The organism is Mesorhizobium sp. M0217 (genome assembly GCF_040321955.1).
Classification (GTDB): Bacteria; Pseudomonadota; Alphaproteobacteria; order Rhizobiales; family Rhizobiaceae; genus Mesorhizobium.
In genome coordinates this window covers 1-18,825 of record NZ_JAMYSN010000033.1, presented here as the reverse complement: position 1 = coordinate 18,825, position 18,825 = coordinate 1, and the positions used below count along the sequence as shown (strand labels likewise).

Annotated in this window: 16 protein-coding genes; 10 read left to right on the top strand and 6 right to left on the bottom strand. The window is 63.3% G+C overall.

Features of this window, described 5'->3' with window-relative positions; all coding sequences use genetic code 11:
* Window positions 1–135: 135 nt before the first annotated feature.
* Entirely contained in the window at window positions 136–2,052 is a 1,917-nt protein-coding gene (locus tag NKJ18_RS29580; protein ID WP_023805011.1) for a TadE/TadG family type IV pilus assembly protein, read from the bottom strand.
* A 337-nt stretch (window positions 2,053–2,389) separates the two neighbouring features.
* Between NKJ18_RS29580 and NKJ18_RS29575 the strand changes: the two genes are divergently transcribed.
* Together NKJ18_RS29575 and NKJ18_RS29570 are read left to right on the top strand one after the other, a co-directional pair.
* Window positions 2,390–3,250, top strand: a complete 861-nt coding sequence (locus NKJ18_RS29575) for a TIGR01459 family HAD-type hydrolase (protein WP_023819987.1) — start codon at window positions 2,390–2,392, stop codon at window positions 3,248–3,250.
* Window positions 3,251–3,259: 9 nt separating this feature from the next.
* Window positions 3,260–4,243, top strand: coding sequence for a bifunctional riboflavin kinase/FAD synthetase (locus NKJ18_RS29570; RefSeq protein WP_023734254.1), 984 nt, complete (start codon window positions 3,260–3,262; stop codon window positions 4,241–4,243).
* A 29-nt stretch (window positions 4,244–4,272) separates the two neighbouring features.
* Here NKJ18_RS29570 and NKJ18_RS29565 read toward each other — a convergent pair whose 3' ends face one another.
* From NKJ18_RS29565 to NKJ18_RS29550, 4 genes are all read right to left on the bottom strand, one after another.
* Window positions 4,273–4,827: an HdeD family acid-resistance protein gene (locus tag NKJ18_RS29565; RefSeq protein WP_023671535.1), complete on the bottom strand. Its 555-nt coding sequence runs from the start codon at window positions 4,825–4,827 to the stop codon at window positions 4,273–4,275.
* 128 nt (window positions 4,828–4,955) lie between these two features.
* Window positions 4,956–5,369 carry an MAPEG family protein gene (locus tag NKJ18_RS29560; protein ID WP_023734253.1) on the bottom strand — a complete coding sequence of 138 codons (414 nt, stop codon included), beginning with the start codon at window positions 5,367–5,369 and terminating at the stop codon, window positions 4,956–4,958.
* Window positions 5,370–5,381: 12 nt separating this feature from the next.
* On the bottom strand, window positions 5,382–5,864 hold the full coding sequence (locus tag NKJ18_RS29555; RefSeq protein ID WP_023730459.1) for an SRPBCC family protein: 483 nt from the start codon (window positions 5,862–5,864) through the stop codon (window positions 5,382–5,384).
* Window positions 5,861–6,166, bottom strand: coding sequence for an ArsR/SmtB family transcription factor (locus NKJ18_RS29550; RefSeq protein WP_023689559.1), 306 nt, complete (start codon window positions 6,164–6,166; stop codon window positions 5,861–5,863). The genes NKJ18_RS29555 and NKJ18_RS29550 overlap by 4 nt, the downstream gene beginning before the upstream one ends.
* 212 nt (window positions 6,167–6,378) lie before the next feature.
* Here NKJ18_RS29550 and NKJ18_RS29545 point away from each other — a divergent pair, with 212 nt between their 5' ends.
* The 3 genes from NKJ18_RS29545 (at window position 6,379) to NKJ18_RS29535 (ending at window position 11,281) form a co-directional block, all read left to right on the top strand.
* Complete coding sequence (locus NKJ18_RS29545) at window positions 6,379–7,182, top strand: MipA/OmpV family protein (protein ID WP_023824511.1); 804 nt, start codon at window positions 6,379–6,381, stop codon at window positions 7,180–7,182.
* 232 nt (window positions 7,183–7,414) lie between these two features.
* Window positions 7,415–10,396, top strand: coding sequence for an isoleucine--tRNA ligase (gene ileS / locus NKJ18_RS29540; RefSeq protein WP_352761110.1), 2,982 nt, complete (start codon window positions 7,415–7,417; stop codon window positions 10,394–10,396).
* A gap of 201 nt (window positions 10,397–10,597) precedes the next feature.
* Window positions 10,598–11,281 carry a hypothetical protein gene (locus NKJ18_RS29535; protein ID WP_023682973.1) on the top strand — a complete coding sequence of 228 codons (684 nt, stop codon included), beginning with the start codon at window positions 10,598–10,600 and terminating at the stop codon, window positions 11,279–11,281.
* Window positions 11,282–11,309: 28 nt separating this feature from the next.
* Here NKJ18_RS29535 and NKJ18_RS29530 read toward each other — a convergent pair whose 3' ends face one another.
* Window positions 11,310–11,762 carry a nucleoside deaminase gene (locus NKJ18_RS29530; protein WP_352761109.1) on the bottom strand — a complete coding sequence of 151 codons (453 nt, stop codon included), beginning with the start codon at window positions 11,760–11,762 and terminating at the stop codon, window positions 11,310–11,312.
* Between the two features lie 180 nt (window positions 11,763–11,942).
* Between NKJ18_RS29530 and NKJ18_RS29525 the strand changes: the two genes are divergently transcribed.
* From NKJ18_RS29525 to NKJ18_RS29505, 5 genes are all read left to right on the top strand, one after another.
* Complete coding sequence (locus NKJ18_RS29525) at window positions 11,943–14,126, top strand: pseudouridine synthase (protein ID WP_352761106.1); 2,184 nt, start codon at window positions 11,943–11,945, stop codon at window positions 14,124–14,126.
* 48 nt (window positions 14,127–14,174) lie between these two features.
* Window positions 14,175–14,729 carry a 16S rRNA (guanine(966)-N(2))-methyltransferase RsmD gene (rsmD, locus tag NKJ18_RS29520; RefSeq protein WP_023689564.1) on the top strand — a complete coding sequence of 185 codons (555 nt, stop codon included), beginning with the start codon at window positions 14,175–14,177 and terminating at the stop codon, window positions 14,727–14,729.
* Window positions 14,730–14,825: 96 nt separating this feature from the next.
* Window positions 14,826–16,181, top strand: a complete 1,356-nt coding sequence (locus tag NKJ18_RS29515) for a M16 family metallopeptidase (protein WP_031209167.1) — start codon at window positions 14,826–14,828, stop codon at window positions 16,179–16,181.
* 188 nt (window positions 16,182–16,369) lie between these two features.
* Window positions 16,370–17,746 carry a M16 family metallopeptidase gene (locus NKJ18_RS29510; protein WP_352761104.1) on the top strand — a complete coding sequence of 459 codons (1,377 nt, stop codon included), beginning with the start codon at window positions 16,370–16,372 and terminating at the stop codon, window positions 17,744–17,746.
* Window positions 17,743–18,603, top strand: coding sequence for a patatin-like phospholipase family protein (locus NKJ18_RS29505; RefSeq protein WP_352761101.1), 861 nt, complete (start codon window positions 17,743–17,745; stop codon window positions 18,601–18,603). Before NKJ18_RS29510 ends, NKJ18_RS29505 begins: the two co-directional genes overlap by 4 nt.
* The last annotated feature ends 222 nt before the right edge of the window (window positions 18,604–18,825 follow it).

Below are 18,825 nucleotides of genomic sequence, written 5' to 3'. Positions count from 1 at the left end.
ACGTTGAAGGACGGGTTTGGGAAACTGCTCGATTGCGCGGATAGCGCTTCACCAGGCGCTAACCAAATGCGCCAGCTGCCGAACGCAAAACGCCCCGCTGGAGAAGTGGCGCTTCGTTCCTTTGGATTACGCCGGTCAGCTGACGATGCGCAAATTGGACAGTTCGTCGCCGATTTTCTTGAAATCGTCCGACAGCGTGGCACCCGTCGAGTTATAGAACAGCTTCTCCGGATTGCCGGCCACATCCTTGCGGAAGCGAGAATTCGACGAGCAGGTCTTCAAGGCAGTCATCTGTGCCGACTCGGCGGCCTTGCTTGCATCGAGGTCAAGCGCGATCGTCATGACGATCACGCCGGCCAACTTTGCATTGTCGCAGAGCGTGGCGAAGTGCTCGTTCATCGCCTTGGTGTAGTTGGGATTCGAATAGTCGCTCTTGCTGACGTTGGTGGTGGTGCCGAGGAACGGACGGCCATAGGTGTAGGCGCTGTTGAAGGGCTTGGTCTGGCCGGGATAGGCGAGGTACCCGAGAGACGAATAGAGGGCCTTGCTACCGGCGAGGTCGTTGCCGCCGTACTGGTAGTCGGTGCCCGAGTATTGCTGAGCGCTCACACTGTCTGGCGTGTAGTAAGTGTTGGCACCGTCAGTCAGCACGATCAGCACCTTGTCGTTGCCCTTTTCGGTTTCGGGCCGGCCGCCCGTGAACGGCGCCGCGTGCGAAAGGGTCCGCCAGCCCCAGGCCATTCCTTCCGGCACATTGGTGGCGCCGACATCGACCATGTCGTCTATAGCTTTCTTTACCGCCGCCCCGGCGTCGGGTGACACATCCGTCAGCGGCGTGATTGGGGTCGTGCTACAGCTGGCGTTCGGCCCGGCATTGGACCCGTAGGCCGGCGTCACCTTGTTTCCGACGCCGGCGTTGAAATATTTCGGCATGTATTTCTGACGTATAGAGTCGGTGCCTGACGTTATATCGAGGTGCCAGTTGTTGTTTGCGGGGAGAAGGTGGCCGCTCTTGCTCTGGGTATTGTCGGTCTCGTCAGGGGCGAACATTGGCACGAACATCGTCGCCGGTGTCGAGGTCGAAGCCGCCGTATCCTGTATGTTGTAAGGATAGGGACGCGATTCGACGCAGCCGCCCCAGGTCGCAATCGGTGCGTAAACTATATTGGACGTGCAGACGCCGTTTGAGGTTTTGCACGATGAAATGCGCTTCATCCATTTGTAGATCGAGAAGCGCGTCAGCACCTGGTTCAGCTGCGTCGCATCCCAGGCCGAGCCTTTCGCATAATAGTAGTTGCCGGACTTTTGTGCGTACTGGTTTGGGGAGTTAGCCGAGGTAAGCGTCGACCAATCGAGGTTCTCCTGGTCGAGGGGCGAAACGCCTGTCGTGTCCATCCACGGTGCGTCGGCATTTGTCGGGCCGACATTGACGGAGGCTGCAAAGGGGACGAGGCTGAACTGCACCGGTCTGGTGACCTGCCTCATCTGTTGCGCTTGGGCGGCCAGCTGATCGACCAGCTGCTTGGCGGCTTTCTTGAGCAAGGTGAACCGCACCTCGTTGGACCCATGCCCCAGTTGGTCCATCGAGCCGGAGTTGTCGAGCACCAGCGCCACTTCCAGCGTGTTCTTCAGACGGATCTCCGAGCATGCCGACGTTGTGACGTCGGCGGCGGTTCTTCCGATCATCATGGCCGCTGCCGGCAGGAAATAAGGGTGGAACGTCAAAGTGGCGCACAGCTTCAGCGTGCCGCCGCCTGTGTTGTTGTTGGGCAGTGTCACGGTCAGCGCCGTGTTGGTTGCTTTGACGCGGCCGAGATTGCCCTCGAAAAAAACTTTGGCATAGGTCTTGGCCGCAGCGTCGGTCGCCCCGGCGACGATCTGCTGCGCTGTGGCGATCCCGGCGGCATCCAGCGCATTCAGCATGTTCTGCTTTTGACGCAGGAGGTCGGTGTAGTCGATGGCAAGCGCCAGCGCGCCCATCAAGGGCACCATGGTGATCACTGTCATCAAGGCATAGTTGCCGCGTCTGTCGTTCAGAAATCTGCGGATCATGCCTTCAGCACCCCTGCCAGGACCCCAATATCGGTCCGAAGATGCCCACAAAATCGTTAAATTTCAGGTTGCTGAACTGCGTTCAACATAGGGCCATCTTTTCAAGGCTCGTTAACCACTCGGCCCTGGTGATCAGCGGTGCGACATTGTTTCGATCGACCGAAGCTCGGAGAAGGGTGGTTCCTGCCTGTTGCAACCTTCGATCAGCCCGTTGCGCAACAGCCTCGCAAGTGCCGAAAAGCTGGTGACAGGATGAAACGCTTCGGTTAATGCGGGGCCGGTTGCGGCGGACCGTCGGCTGCAGCTCTCGCAATGATCGTCACAGCAGGAAAACGGCATGGCGGATTCGCCTGACATCATCGGCTCGCTCGCGGATTTGTCGGGCGCCTACTCGGCCATCCTGTGCGATGTCTGGGGCGTGATCCACAATGGCGAATGGCATTTTCCGGCGGCTGCCGAAGCGCTTGCCGCCGCGCGTGCGGCGAAGGTCCCGGTCGTCCTGATCACCAACTCGCCGCGCCGCAATGCCGATGTGGTGGCGCAGATGAATGCGATCGGCGTTCCCGCCGCCGCCTACGATCGCGTCGTCACCTCAGGCGATGTGACCCGCGACCTTATCGCCGAAGGTCCACGAAAAATCTTCCATATCGGCGCCGACCGCGATTTCACCCTCTATGACGGTCTCGACGTCGAGCTCGTCGAGGAGTTCGAGGCTTCCGGCGTGGTCTGCACCGGGCTGTTCGATGACGAGGTGGAAACGCCTGAGGACTACGCCGATATGCTGCGCCGGCTGCGCGCCAGGAACCTGCCTTTCATCTGCGCCAATCCCGACATCGTGGTCGAACGCGGCGAGCGCATGATCTGGTGCGCCGGCGCCTTGGCGCGCGACTATGCCCAGCTTGGCGGCCGCACGCTGATCGCCGGAAAACCCTATGCGCCGGTCTATGACGTAGCGCTGCGGGAGGTTGCCGTGCTTCTCGGCCGAGACGTCGCGCGCACCGAGGTGCTGGCCATCGGCGACGGCATGATGACCGACGTCAAGGGCGCCGCCGACAACGGCATCGACGTGCTTTACGTCTCGGGCGGCATTCACGCGCGCGACTATGGCGATCCCATGCAGCCGGACCCCGCCAGGCTTGCAGCCTTTCTGCAAAAGCACGGCTACCGGCCGGTCGCCGTCATTCCGAGACTGCGGTAGGGTTGCTGCATGAGCGCAGCTTTCGAACACATTTCAGCAACCGCGCCGCTGCCGCCGCATTTGCGCGGCGGCGTGGTGGCGATCGGCAATTTCGACGGCGTCCATCGCGGCCACCAGGCGGTGCTCGATCGCGCGCTTGCCGAAGCCGGGCGGCGCGGCGTGCCGGCGCTGGTGCTGACCTTCGACCCGCATCCGCGCAAGGTGTTCAGGCCGGATATGCCGCTGTTCGTGTTGACGCCGCCGCCGATGAAGGCGCGGCTGTTGTCGCATCTGGGCTTTGCCGCACTCGTCGAACAGCCGTTCACGCGCGCCTTTGCCGGCCTGTCGGCCGAGGCTTTCGTGACCGATGTACTGGAGTCGAACCTCGGCATCACCCATGCCGTGACCGGCTTCGATTTCCACTTCGGCAAGGACCGGCAGGGCGGTCCTGCGTTTCTGATGGCGGCAGGCGAGCGCCATGGTTTCGGCGTCACCCTGGTCGACGCCTTTCGCGACGAGGGCGCCGAGGTCGTGTCGTCGAGCCGTATCCGCGAGCTGCTCTGCGAGGGAGAGGTCGCCGAGGCCGCAGGCCTGCTCGGCTACCGCTTCACCGTCGAAAGCGAAGTGATCGGCGGCCAGCAGCTCGGCCGCACGCTCGGCTTCCCGACAGCCAACATGAGGCTTTCGCCGGAAACGACTCTGAAGGAAGGGATTTATGCCGTCCGCTTTCGCCGCGCCGACGGCACGCTCTATGATGGTGTCGCCAGCTTCGGGCGTCGCCCGACTGTCGACGACAATGGCGCGCCGCTGCTCGAAACCTTCGTCTTCGACTTTGCCGGCGATCTCTATGGTGAGATCTGCGACGTATCGTTCTTCGGCTTTTTGCGCCCCGAGGTGAAGTTCGATGGGCTCGATGGGCTGGTGGCACAAATGAAGCGCGACGAGGCGGAGGCGCGCGCGCTGCTGGCCGGCGTCAGGCCGCTTTCGGATCTGGACGGCGCCATCGCTTTTTGAGCCTTCCGGCCGCTTACCTCTTCAAGCCCCTACTTCTTCAACGCCAGTCCGAGAGCGATGAAGCTCCAGCCCTGGAAGATCAGGTCGATGGCCAGGAACAGGCCGAGCACCCACAGGCTGTTGACCGGCCAGCCCATGGCGATGGTCAGCCCCGCCAGCACGCTGATCAGGCCCGCCGCGACGACCCAGCCCCAGCCCTTTTCCGGTCGGTGGCTATAGCCGACCCAGGCCCTGAGCGCGCCTGAAGCGACCAGCGCCACCGCCAGCAGCAAGGTCAGCACCGTCGAGGCCAGCAGCGGATTGTCGAAGGCAAAGAAACCGGCAACGGCATAAAGTAGGCCGCTGAGCAGCCAATAGAAGAAGCGACTCCAGGTCTTCACGCCGAAGGCATGCACGATCTCGATGATGCCGGCCATCAGCATCAGCCAGCCCACGACATAGACCGAGGCGACGGTGGCGATGAACAGATTGCCGAAGGCAATGCCGCCGAAGATGAGCAGCAGCACGCCGAGCGCGACGAACCACCCCCATTTGTCCCGTGTCCGGCCGATCGCATCTTTCAGGGTATCACCGTGCAGGGTCATGGCTGCATCTCCTCGAAATCGCCTGGCACCTTGCCGGGAGGTTAGCCCCGGCTGTAGCGGACGTCCAGCCGATGGCGACGGCTAGCAAACAAACAAAGCGTCGGTGGCTTGAGGTTCGCGCGTACGTGTCAATTTATGGCAGCCCACCCAGTCACAAGGACGAGGACAAGCGTGACGATCGCTCCAGAGACGTAGACGATCGTTCTGACACTGCCACCCTTGGCGGCATTGCCGCCGCGTAGGTAAACCCCCAGGTGAAGCAGGCGTATCGCCACATGAACCCAGACAATGGTCGCCAACGTGGCCGACCCAACGCCAACCATCATGGCCAGCACCGCCGGGACGACAAAAGGCGCCAGCGCCTCGACCGAGTTCATATGCATGCGGTCGATCCTGTAGAGGAGATTGGCGTCGTCGGCCGGGATCACCGGACCGGAAAGCGCTCCGGCAAATCCCTTGGACGAACCCGAGTAAACCGCCAGCGCGACTGACAAAAGACAGAGGATCAGTACACCGAGGATGCTTAGCCAATAGGGTTCCATAATTGTGCTCCTTCAGGTCACCTTGCTGGCAAAAAGATCTTGGAATCGCCTGAGATACAGCGGCCAGCCTCGATCACCGTCAATCCCAAAGCGCACGCCTTCCCAGCCTTCGCCATGACGTTCGAGATTGCGATGCTCGATCTCGACGCGGGTCCGGCTATTCGTCTCCGCCGTAAACCGGACTTCCCACTCGCTGGTCCTGTCCGGATTGGTCTCGATCTGCCATTGAGGGCTGATATCCCAACTCAGAAGCAGTCGGTTCGGCGGCTCGTAGGCCAGCACCCGTGCCCAGCGGCACTCGCTGCCATCCACACCGCGGTCGTAGACGTGACCGCCAACGCGGGGTTCGAAGATCGTCTCCGCGATCGGCACCGCAAGCAGGTTATGCTCTTTGGGTTTGAAACTGCCGAAGTCCTCGGTGAAGACCTTGAAGGCATGTGCGATCGGAGCCTCGACAAGGATGGAGTGCCTCACGGGCGGTTGATGTGTGCTCATTCCTGCTCCTTCAAGGGCTGTTCGACGACCACTTTGTAGGCCGCCAAGGTCTTGCTCCAGAACCGGTCGAGTTCGGCGCGCAGGCTGGCCAAGCCTTCCGGTTCGACCCGGTAGATGCGTTGCTTGCCTAGCCGTGTGTTGGCCACGAGGCCGGCGTCCTTGAGCACCTTCAGGTGCTGCGAGACCGCCGGCCGGGTGACAGGAAGCGCACGAGCCAATTCCCCGACCGAACAGGGTTGTTCGACCAGCAGTTCGAAGATCGTCCGCCTGGTCGGGTCGCCAAGCGCTGTCCATCTGTTCATGTTAGTCTGCACTAACGCGAATTTAGGCAACCTCGCTATTTCTGTCAACTCGCCACAGGCCCGGCGGCGCCCTGTTCAAATGGGCCACAGCGCAAAAAACAGGGTCGCAGTTGCCGCCACTGCTGTAGATTTTAAGTCAAATTTTACCGAACCGGCGCCATGGCTTTGGCTGCCGGGTGTTCTCTCCGTTTTGTTTCGCGTATGGGGTGGTGATGCGTATTGTCTGGACGATTCCGCTGTTTCTCGCCTCGGCGCTGCTCACTGTGTCCACCGCCAATGCGGGCGAGGGTGCCTTCGGCTGGATGTCCGGCGACTGGTACCTGACGCTTGGCGCCACCGGCATGGTCGCGCCGAAATTCGAGGGCTCCAACAGCTATCTGCTCAGCGCATCGCCGATCATCTCGCTGGGCAAGGCCGGCCCGGCCGCGCGCTTTACCTCGCGCAACGACAACATCTCGCTGGCGCTGGTCGACGATGGCGGCGTCCGCGCCGGCCTGACCGGAAAATTCCTGTTTTCCCGCGACAGCAAGGATGAGCTCAAGGGCCTCGACCCGGTGCGCTGGGGCGGTGAGGTCGGCGGCTTCTTCGAAATCTATCCGACGGACTGGCTGCGCGCCCGCGCCGAACTGCGCCATGGCATTCGTGCCCATGATGGCTTTGTCGCCGACATCGCCGCCGATGCTTTCTACGACGTGACGCCGACTGTCAGAATTTCGGGCGGACCACGCGTGTCCTTTGCCTCGTCGGGCTATTTCGACTCTTATTATGGTGTCAACGCCAAGGAGGCTGCGGCCTCGGGCCTGAGCGAATACCATCCTGGCGGCGGCCTGAAATCGACCGGCCTTGGTGGCGCCATCACCTGGAAGGTGACCGATCCGATGACCGCCAGCCTGTTCGGCGAATATGCGCGCCTGATGGGCCCGGCTGCCGATTCCAGCCTGGTCAAGGAGCGCGGCGACCGTAACCAGTTCACGGTCGGCGTCTCGACCACCTATCGCTTCGACTTCGCGATGTAAGTGAATCGAACAAGAGACGCTTTATTCCTGCGGCTTTCTCGGCTAAAAGCCCGGCAATGACGAGCTTTTCACGCCTTCGCGCGCTGACGATACGAATTACAGGCCCGGTGTTCCGGGCGGCCTGAGCGCCGCCGGAGCCGCCGGGAGTTTTGCGCGCCCCCTCGCGCTTTTCCAATCATGATAGTTCACGCCCGAGCTTTTACGCCCGCCGGGCAATGCACATGGCAGACCAATGACCGACACTGTTGAAACGATCGACTATTCCAAGACGCTTTACCTGCCGCAGACGGATTTCCCGATGCGCGCCGGCTTGCCTGAAAAAGAACCGCAGCTGGTCAAGCGCTGGCAGGACATGGATCTCTACCGCAAGCTGCGCGAGGACGCGGCCGGCCGCGAAAAATACGTGCTGCATGACGGCCCGCCCTACGCCAATGGCAACATCCATATCGGCCATGCGCTGAACAAGATCCTCAAGGACGTCATCACCCGTTCGTTCCAGATGCGCGGCTATGACGCCAATTATGTGCCGGGTTGGGACTGCCATGGCCTGCCGATCGAATGGAAGATCGAGGAACAGTACCGCGCCAAGGGCAAGAACAAGGACGAGGTGCCGGTCAACGAGTTTCGCAAGGAATGCCGCGACTTCGCCGCGAACTGGATCACGGTGCAGGGCGGCGAGTTCCAGCGGCTCGGCGTCGTCGGCGATTTCAAGAACCCCTATACGACAATGGCTTTCCACTCGGAGTCGCGCATCGCCGGGGAGTTGTTGAAGTTCGCCATGTCGGGCCAGCTCTATCGCGGCTCCAAGCCGGTAATGTGGAGCGTCGTCGAGCGCACCGCACTGGCCGAGGCCGAGATCGAATACCAGGACTATGAGTCCGACACGATCTGGGTGAAGTTTCCAGTTGTGTCAGGATTTTGGAGCGTTGAGCACTTTGTATCAGACGCTGCACCGTCCATGCGCGTTCCGGAAAGCGTTGCACTTTTGGACAACGCCCACGTCGTCATCTGGACGACAACCCCGTGGACGATCCCCGGCAACCGTGCCGTCAATTATTCGTCACGGATCGGCTACGGCCTTTATGAAGTTACCGCAGCCGAAAATTCGTTCGGTCCACAGCCCGGTGAGAAGCTGATCTTTGCAGATGCGCTTGCCGAAGACTCCTCGGCCAAGGCCAAGGTCACCTTGAATCGGCTTCGCAGCGTTTCGGTCGAAGAGCTTGGAAGCCTTACACTTTCACATCCCTTCAAAGGTCTCGGCGGTGGTTACGAATTCGCCGTACCCATGCTTGCCGGGGACCATGTCACCGACGATGCCGGTACCGGTTTCGTCCACACCGCGCCCGGCCATGGCCGCGAGGACTTTGATGCCTGGATGGATGCGGCATCGGATTTGCGCGCACGTGGCATCGACCCTGCCATCCCCTTCACTGTAGATGATGCCGGCTTCTTCACCAGGGACGCGCCGGGTTTTGGCCCGGATCGCGAAGGTGGCGCCGCGCGTGTCATCGACGATAACGGCAAGAAGGGCAATGCCAATCAGGCGGTCATCGACGAACTGATCAAGCGCAACGCGCTGTTCGCGCGCGGCCGGCTGAAGCATTCCTACCCGCATTCCTGGCGGTCGAAGAAGCCGATCATCTTCCGCAACACGCCGCAATGGTTCGTCTATATGGACAAGGACCTCGGCGACGGCACGACGTTGCGCAGCCGTGCGCTGAAGGCGATCGACGACACACGCTTCGTGCCGGCGGCCGGCCAGAACCGTATCCGCGCCATGATCGAGGAACGCCCGGATTGGGTCTTGTCGCGCCAGCGCGCCTGGGGCGTGCCGATCGCCGTCTTTGCCGACGAGGACGGCAACGTGCTGAAGGACGAAGCCGTCAACCAGCGCATCATGGACGCTTTCGAGAAGGAAGGCGCCGACGCCTGGTTCGCTGCCGGCGCCAAGGAGCGTTTCCTCGGCAATCACGATGCCTCCAAATGGAAGCAGGTGATGGACATCGTTGACGTCTGGTTCGATTCGGGCTCGACGCATGTCTTCACGCTGGAAGACCGTCCGGACCTGAAATGGCCGGCCGACGTCTATCTCGAAGGTTCCGACCAGCACCGCGGCTGGTTCCACTCCTCGCTGCTCGAAAGCTGCGGCACCAGGGGCAGGGCACCTTACGACACCGTCGTCACCCATGGCTTCACCATGGATGAGGAGGGGCGAAAGATGTCGAAATCGCTCGGCAACACCGTCGTGCCGCAAGACGTCATCAAGCAGTCCGGCGCCGACATTCTGCGGCTATGGGTGGTGACGACGGATTATTGGGAAGACCAGCGTCTCGGCAAGAACGTGCTGCAGACCAACATCGACGCCTACCGCAAGCTTCGCAACACCATCCGCTGGATGCTGGGCACGCTCGCCCATGATGATGGCGAGGAGGTGCCGCTGGACAAGATGCCGGAACTGGAGCGGCTGATGCTGCATCGGCTGGCCGAGCTCGATGAGGTCGTGCGCTCGGGCTACGACGCGTTCGAGTTCAAACGCATCACCCGCACTTTGCTCGACTTCATGGTGGTCGAGCTGTCGGCCTTCTATTTCGACATCAGGAAGGACGCGCTCTATTGCGAAGGACCCGCCAGCGTGAAGCGCAAGGCCTCGGTACAAGTGGTGCGCCACCTCTTCGACTGCCTGGTGAAATGGCTGGCCCCGATGCTGCCCTTCACCACGGAAGAAGCCTGGCTCGACCGTCATCCGGATGCTGTCTCGCTGCATCTCGACCAGTTCCCCGAGATTCCGGCCGACTGGAAGAACGAGGCACTGGCGGAAAAATGGCGCAAGGTGCGGCAGGTCCGCCGTGTCGTCACCGGCGCGCTCGAGATCGCACGCGCTCAGAAGGTCATCGGTGCCTCGCTGGAAGCCGTGCCGGTCGTGAGCCTCGACGATGCCACGCTTGAAGCCGCGATCGCCGATGTCGACATGGCCGAGATGGCGATCACCAGCGATCTCGTCATCGCCCATGGCAAGGCGCCGGAAGGCGCCTTTGCGCTCGACGATGTCAAAGGTGTCGCGGTGGTGGTCGAAAAGGCCGAGGACCGCGGCTTGGTCAAATGCGCGCGTTCGTGGCGCTATACCGCCGATGTCGGGCAGGACGTGGAATTCCCCGACGTGTCTGCCCGCGATGCCGCCGTCCTGCATGAACTCAAGGCTCTGGGACGTTTGTGACTGCTCATAAGCCGGTGCACAAATGCCATGCCGCGTGGGCGAAAACCGCCCGCGCGTTGCCCTTAACGAGTGGTTGAGATAAACACGCGAAACTCCGGAAGACAAATTGTCGCCGGAATTCCGTCGCAAGAGCGTGGACGATGGGGACCGGGCCTTTGGCCGGTGACGATCGAGAGGCTGTCTAGAGTGGGACTTTTTGGCATGATCGACAGAACTTCCGTGCGCGTTGCGCTGCTGGCGCCGCTTGTCGCGTCCGGCCTCGCTCTGTCCGGTTGCATGGGCTCGCCTACCTACGGCACCGACAAGACGGCTGGCGAGCAGCTTGCCGGAGACCTTTCCGGCGCCTTCGCGATCACGCCCAAGCACAAGGAACAGATCGACTACAGGCCGCGTCCGGAGCTGGTAAAGCCGGCGCCGGGGCAGAAGGAAGTGCTGCCGCCGCCGCAGGAAAGCATCGAGACGGCGAGCACCGATTGGCCCGAATCGCCCGAGCAGCGCCGCGCCCGCCTGCGTGCCGACGCCACTGCCCACCAGGACGACCCGTCCTATCAGTCGGGGATCGTCGATGACGTGCAGACCGATCCGGCTTCCGTGAAGAAGGCGCTGGCGGATTCGGGCTCCAGCCACCCGCCGGCCTGGTCGCCGAAGGATTCAGACAAGGGCCGCGCCGCCGAGATCCAGCGCCGCACCGCAGAGCAAAAGCAGGGCGATCCCAACACTCGCAGATATCTGAGCGAGCCGCCTCTGGCCTATCGGGCTGCCTCCGACACGGCGCCGCAGGGCGAACTCGGCGAGGATGAATACAAGAAGGAACGCCGCCTCAAGAAGGAAGCGGCCGCCAAGGGCAAGAGCGGCGGGCTCTTCGACTGGCTGCCCTCCTGGTAGGAACCGTCGCCTTCGGTAGCTGAAGGCTCTACGTTTCGCGTCTTTCCCGAAAGAATTCCCTGAGCAGCAGCGCCGCGTCGGCCTCGGCCATGCCCGGATAGATGTCGGGCGTATGGTGGCAGGTCGGCGAAGCGAAGAAGCGCACGCCGTTGACCACCGCGCCGCCCTTCTCGTCGGCCGCGCCGAAATAGAGCCGGCGCAGCCTGGCGAAGGAAATGGCGCCGGCGCACATGGCGCAGGGTTCCAGCGTCACATAGAGGTCGTGGCCGGTCAGCCGCTCGCTGGAGAGCGTTTGGCAGGCCGCGCGGATCGCCAGCATTTCGGCATGCGCCGTCGGATCGGCAAGTTCGCGGGTGCGGTTACCGGCGGATGCCACCACCGCGTCGCCGCTGGCGATGACGGCGCCAACCGGAACTTCTCCGCGCAAGGCGGCGGCTTGCGCCTCTTTCAGCGCCAGCGCCATGAAATCCGGCCGCTTCAAGCGGTTTCCATTCCGATTATCTCCTCGCCACTTGGCGGTGATCCTGTTATGGAGCGCGTCAACCCGAATATCGGAACAGATTTTCGGAAATGATCATGCGCCAAATCAAAGTGCTATAGCGTCCTTTGCGCGTCCGAAAGGATGCGCCACGCTGTAGCAGCGCAACAAGGCAAAGGCCACATGGACGACAACGACAAGAAATCTCCGCGCCACAAAGGCCCGGGCAAAAGCGGCCCTGGAGCCGCGGGGCCGCGCCGCGATGGCGCCGCCGGCAAAAGCGGCAAACCCTCCTTCGGGGCCAAGAAACCCTATTCACCGCGAGGCGCCCGGCCCGCAGCGGCTGAGGGCGAGCGGCCCAAGCGCGATTTCAAAAGTGGCGACCGGCCATTCAGCAAAGGTCCGCGTTCCGAAGGCAAGCCTTTCGAAAAGCGCGAGGGACCGCGCAAGCCATATGCACCACGCGGTGACCGGCCGATGGCAGCCGAAGGCGAGCGCAAGCCGTATGAAAAGCGCGAAGGGCCGCGCAAACCCTATGCGCCGCGTGGGGATCGCCCTATGGCGGCCGAGGGTGAACGCAAGCCGTATCAAAAGCGCGAGGGGCCGCGCAAGCCTTATGCACCGCGCGGCGATCGGCCGGTTGCGGCCGATGGCGAGCGGCCAAAGCGCGATTTCAAGGGCGGCGATCGGCCATTCAGCAAGGGGCCGCGTCCCGACGGCAAGCCTTTCGAAAAGCGTGAAGGGCCGCGCAAGCCCTACGCACCGCGTGGCGATCGGCCTGCTTCCGCCGAGGGCGAAAAGCGTTTTGACCGGCCAAAGCGCGATTTTGGCGATCGCCCGCAGCGCGACGCCGGAGATCGTCCCAAGCGTGACTTCAGCGATCGCCCCAAGCGCGATTTCGGTGGTGACCGGCCGCAAGCATCTGGCGGCGCCTTCAAGCCGCGCCCGCGTCCGGCAGATGCGGAAGAAGCCGGCGAGCGTATCGCCAAGCGGTTGGCCCGCGCCGGCCTGGCGTCGCGCCGCGACGCCGAAGACCTGATCGCGGCGGGCCGTGTCAAGGTCAACAACCGGGCTTTGACCTCGCCGGCCTTCAACGTCATGCCGGGCGACATCATCCATCTCGACGGCATGGAGATCCCGCCGATCGAGCGCACCCGCTTGTTCCTGTTTCACAAGCCGGCCGGCGTCGTTACCACCAACCGCGACCCCGAGGGCCGCAAGACCGTGTTCGACGTGCTGCCGGCCGAATTGCCACGGCTGATGACCATCGGCCGCCTCGACATCAACACCGAAGGCCTGCTGCTGCTCACCAACGATGGCGGTCTGTCGCGCGTGCTCGAACTGCCTGCCACTGGCTGGCTGCGCCGTTACCGCGTGCGCGTTCATGGCAAGGTCGAGGAAAGCATGCTCGCAGGCCTGCGTGAAGGCATTGCCGTCGACGGCGTCTTCTACGGCGCCATCGAAGCGACGCTCGATCGTGAACAAGGCACCAACGCGTGGCTGACGATCGGCCTGCGCGAAGGCAAGAACCGCGAAGTGAAGAACATCCTTGGATCGCTCGGCCTCGACGTGACGCGGCTGATCCGTATCTCCTACGGACCGTTCCAGCTCGACGATCTCGCCGAAGGCCATGTGCTGGAGATCAAGGGCCGCGTCTTGCGCGACCAGCTCGGCGAGCGACTGGTCGAGGAATCCGGCGCCAATTTCGACGCCGAGATCATCAAGCCGTTTTCCAACCAGCCGGTGCGGCGAGAGCGTGACGCGGAGCCGGAACGGCCGAAAGTCACCCGCGAGGGTGACCATCGGCCGATCGGCGAGGGCGGTCTGATCAAGAACCGCAAGCGCCGCGAAGGCAGCCGCGACGAAGCGCTCGGCAAGCTGTCGACCAGTCCCGAAAGGGGCGCGAGGCCGGAAAAGAGCTTTGGCGAACGCGGCCCGAGACCCGAGCGCAGCGAGTTTTCGGACAAGCCGCGCAGCGAGTTTCGCGAAAAGCCGCGCGGCGATTTTGGCGACAAGCCCCGTGGAGGCTTCGGCGACAAGCCGCGCGGCGCCTTTGGTGACAAACCGCGCGGCGGCAAGAAGCCCGAGCGCGAGCAGCGGCCGATCGATCCGCCGGGCCAGCGCAAGGCTAATGTCTGGATGGCGCCGGGCGCGCGTCCGATCGGCAAGGGCAGGGCGGAAGCCGATGCCGCCAAGGCGGCCGAGGCCAAGGCGCGCAAGGCGTCGTTCAAGCCGTCCTATGGCAAGCCGTCCTATGGCAAGCCGGGCGGAGCCAAGCCGTTCGGCAAGCCGGGTGGCGAGCGTCCGGATGGCGGTCGGGGCGGCGAGCGGCCACGCAACGGTCCCAAGGGCCCGAGGACCAGATGATGCCGGGACTTAAATGAGATCCGGCCTTAAAATGAGACCCGGGCATAAATGAGAATCGTCGGCGGCCAATTTCGCGGGCGTCCGCTGGCGACGCCGCGCGACCATGCCATCCGCCCGACGACCGACCGCGCCCGCGAGGCCGTCTTCAACGTGTTGGCGCACCGCTTTGCCGACAAGCTCGACGGCGCGCGTGTGCTCGACCTTTTCGCCGGCACCGGCGCTCTCGGCCTCGAAGCGCTGTCGCGCGGCGCTTCCTATGGCGTCTTTATCGAAGAATCGGCCGAAGGGCGCGGCCTGATCCGCACCAATGTCGAAGCTTTTGGCCTTACCGGCCGCACCAAGATCTTCCGCCGCGACGCGACCGCCCTGGGTGAGGCCGGTACGCTTGCGGCATTCGGCCTGGTCTTCGCCGATCCGCCCTATGGCAAGGGCCTTGGCGAGCGCGCCCTGCGCTCGGCCAGGGATGGCGGCTGGTTGCTGCCCGGCGCGCTCTGCGTGGTCGAGGAAGCCGCCTCGGCGCCCTTCGAGATTGGGCCGGAATTCTCGGTGGTTGATGAACGAAACTACGGCGAGACGGTGATCCGGTTCGTCGAGCTTGCGTAAGGGTGGGGCGACCGGCGCCTTCAAAATGACACACAATTCACTTTGCCTCCCCGGCTAACCTTGCCTATCGTCGCGCGATAACAACCGGAGCCATCGATGACATTTCATACTGAATGGCTGCGGAGAGCCTTGCTCGCCACCGCGCTGACCATGGCCGGCCCGGCCCTGGCCGCGGATGATGGCAAGGTGGCCAACTTCCTGCTCGACAATGGCATGGAGGTGGTGGTCATTCCCGATCATCGCGCCCCCATCGTCACCCATATGGTGTGGTACAAGATCGGCAGCGCCGACGAGCCGCCAGGCAAGTCCGGCATAGCGCACTTCTTCGAACACCTGATGTTCAAGGCCACGACCAACCACGCCGCGGGCGAGTTCGACCGCGCCATATCGGCCATCGGCGGCTCCAACAACGCCTTCACCTCATATGACTACACTGCCTTCCACGAGACGGTGGCGCCCTCGGCACTTGGTGAGATGATGAGCTTCGAGGCCGATCGCATGCGCAACCTCATCTTGACCGACGAGGTCATCAAGACCGAGCGCGACGTGATCCTGGAAGAGCGCCGCGCGCGCATCGACAGCAATCCGCAGGCGGTGCTCGACGAAGAGGTCGACGCGACGCTCTGGCAGAACCAGCCCTACCGCATTCCGGTGATCGGCTGGATGCAGGAGATGGAGCAGTTGAACCGCACCGATGCGGTTGCCTTCTATGACAAATACTACCGCCCCAACAATGCGGTGCTGATCGTGGCCGGCGATGTCGAGCCGGAGGTCGTGAAGGCGCTGGCCGAAAAAACCTATGGCAAGGTCGCGCGCGGTCCCGACCTGCCCCCGCGCATCCGCCCGGTCGAGCCGGAGCAGAACACCAAGCGCACGGTGACGCTCACCGATGGGCGCGTTTCGGTGCCGAGCTTTTCGACGCAATGGGTGGTTCCGTCCTACCACACGGCAAAACCCGGCGAGGCCGAGGCGCTCGACCTGCTGGGAGAGATCCTTGGCGGCGGCAGCCGCAGCCGGCTCTACCAGCAACTCGTGGTCAAGCAAGGCATCGCATCGGCGACCGGCGCCTTCTTCCAGGGTACGATGCTCGACGCCACCAATTTCACCGTCTATGGCGCGCCGCGCGGCGACGCCAAGCTGAGCGACGTCGAGGCGGCCGTCGACGCCGAGATCGCCCGCATCGTCAAGGACGGCGTCACCGCCGATGAGCTGGAGAAGGCCAAGGCCCGCTATATCAGGGCCATGATCTTCGCCCGCGACAAGCAGGACGAGATGGCCAATCTCTACGGCGCCGAGCTCGCCACCGGCGGCAACGTCAGGGATATCGAGGAATGGCCGGACCGCATTCGCAAGGTCACCGCCGATGAGATCAAGGCGGTCGCCGCACGCTATCTGCTGCTCGATCGTACGACGACCGGCTATCTCTTGCCGCAGCAACAGGCGGGGAATTGATGATGACGAGATTGAGCGTTAGCGCTGCCCCTCACCTGCCTGCCGGCATCCTCTCCCCCTATAGTGACGGGGAGAGGGGCGCTGTCATCGTCGATTTCGCCAACCATCAGCGTCGTAAGAAGAGCGCCAGCGTCGCGGCGAGACCCCTTCTCCCCGTCACTATACGGGGAGAAGTGCCCGGCAGCGCGATGAGGGGCGGAGCTGACCTTGGCGATCAATGGCCTTATGCGATTACTCATAGGCGCATCGCGGTTCTCCACGCCCTCGCCACACTGTTCCTCGGCATCTTCTTCCTCATCCTGCCGGCGCTTGCCGCGCACGCGATGGACATCCAACCGGTGACCTCGTCAAAGGGCGTCAATGCCTGGCTGGTCGAGGACCACTCCATTCCGATCATCGCCATCCGCTTCGTCTTCGATGGCGGCTCGACGCAGGATCCGGCGGGGCGGGAAGGGTTGGTCAATCTGATGACCGGCCTGTTCGACGAGGGCGCCGGCGACCTCGACAGCGAGGCCTTCCAGATCAAGCTTGACGATGCCGGCGCAGAGATGGGCTTCGAAGCGGCGCGCGACGGCACCTATGGCGCGATGCGGATGCTGGCCGAGCAGAAGGATGCGGCCTTCGACCTGCTCAGGCTGGCGGTCACCAGCCCGCGCTTCGACCAGGCGCCGATCGACCGCATCCGCGCCCAGATCCTGTCCGGCATCATCGCCAATGAGCGTGACCCCAACACCGTCGCGCAAACCAAATGGCTGCGCGCCATCTATGGCGAACATCCGTATTCCAGGCCCGACCAGGGCACCAAGGACAGCATCGCCACCATCACGGCGGCGGATCTGGCTGCCTTCCACAAGGCCAATTTCGCCCGCAGCGGCCTGCATGTTGCGGTGGTCGGCGACATAGATGCCGCGACGCTGAAACGGAAGCTCGACGAGGTCTTCGGCGATCTGCCGGAAAAGCAGGTGCTGCAACCGGTTGCCGATACCGAGCTGAAGCTCGGCCAGCAGCTCGAGGTCGACTACGACCTGCCGCAGACCTCGCTGCAGTTTGCCTATCCCGGTGTGAAGCGCGATGCGCCGGATTTCTTCCCTGCGGTGCTGATGAACCAGATTCTCGGCGGCGGCACCTTCACCTCGCGCCTCTATGACGAGGTGCGGGAAAAGCGCGGCTTGGCCTACTCCGTCGATTCCAACCTGGTCGACCACCAGCATTCCAATGCGCTGATCATCACCACGGCGACGCGTTCCGACCGCGCCGCCGAGACGCTCGGCATCGTCAAGGAGGTGGTCAAGAAGATGGCGCAGGAGGGGCCGACCGAGGCCGAGCTGGACGCGACCAAGAAATACATGGTCGGCTCCTATGCTATCAGCAATCTGGATTCTTCCAGCGCCATTGCCGCGACCCTGGTGGAATTGCAGCTCGACAATCTCGGCATCGACTACGTGCAGCGCCGCGCGGCGCTCATCAACGGCGTGACGCTCGATCAGGTCAAGGCAGCGGCGAAGAAGCTGCTGACGCCGGCGCCCGCGATCATGAGCATCGGGCCGAAGCTGGAGGCCAAATGACAGGTCCGACTTTCGGTATCGCCTTTGGCGGCGGCGGCGCGCGCGGCCTCGCCCATATCCACATCGTCGAGGCGCTGGACGAGCTCGGCATCAAGCCCGTGGCCATCGCCGGCTCCTCGATCGGCGCCATCATGGGCGCCGGCATGGCCTCGGGCATGAGCGGCAAGGACATCGAGGACTACGCCCGCTCGATCCTCGGCCGCCGCGCCGAGGTGGCGGCGCGCATGTGGCGCTCGCGTCCCGGCACCATCGCCGAGGCGATGCAGGGCGGCATCCGAGTCAGCCAGTTCAACATAGAGCGCATCTTGAAGGCGTTCCTGCCGGAAGCCATCCCGGAAACCTTCGCCGAGCTGAAAATCCCGCTGAAGGTGACGGCGACGGACTATTTCGGTCACAAGCTGGCCGTCTTCGACGAGGGCGACCTGCATTCGGCGCTCGCCGCCTCGGCTGCCATTCCCGCCGTGTTCCGCCCGGTGACGCGCGACGACCGCGTGCTGATCGACGGCGGCATCTACAATCCGGTGCCGTTCGACCTCATCGAAAACGACGCCGACATCATCATCGCCATCGACGTCGTCGGCGCGCCGAGCGAGGCCGAGCGCAAGCACCCGACCACGGTCGACCTGATGTACGGCGCGACGCAATTGATGATGCAGTCGATCATCGCCCACAAGCTGAACCAGCGCCCACCAGACATATTGATCCGCCCGCCAGTGTCGAAATACCGCGTGCTCGATTTCATGAAGATCGACACGCTGATGGCCGAGACGCAGGAGGTCAAGGACGAACTGAAGCGCGAGGTGGAAAGAGTGGTCGAGGCGCGTGCCAAGGGCAAGCGGGGGAAGAAAGCAGGGTGAGCTGCCGATCTCCCCCCTCGAGGGGGAGATGGCCGGCAGGCCAGAGGGGGTCGTCTCGCGTGAAGCTAGACCTCCTACTGTCGATAGGAGGTTGCGTCAGGACGGACCGACCGCCTCTGTCGCCTTCGGTTGTGTGCGTCAAGTTCTGCAAAATGGGGCGGCCATGATGCTGGTCATGCGGCTTGGCGCAGAGCGAGCTTCTTGTGCTCGCGCAGGTCGTCC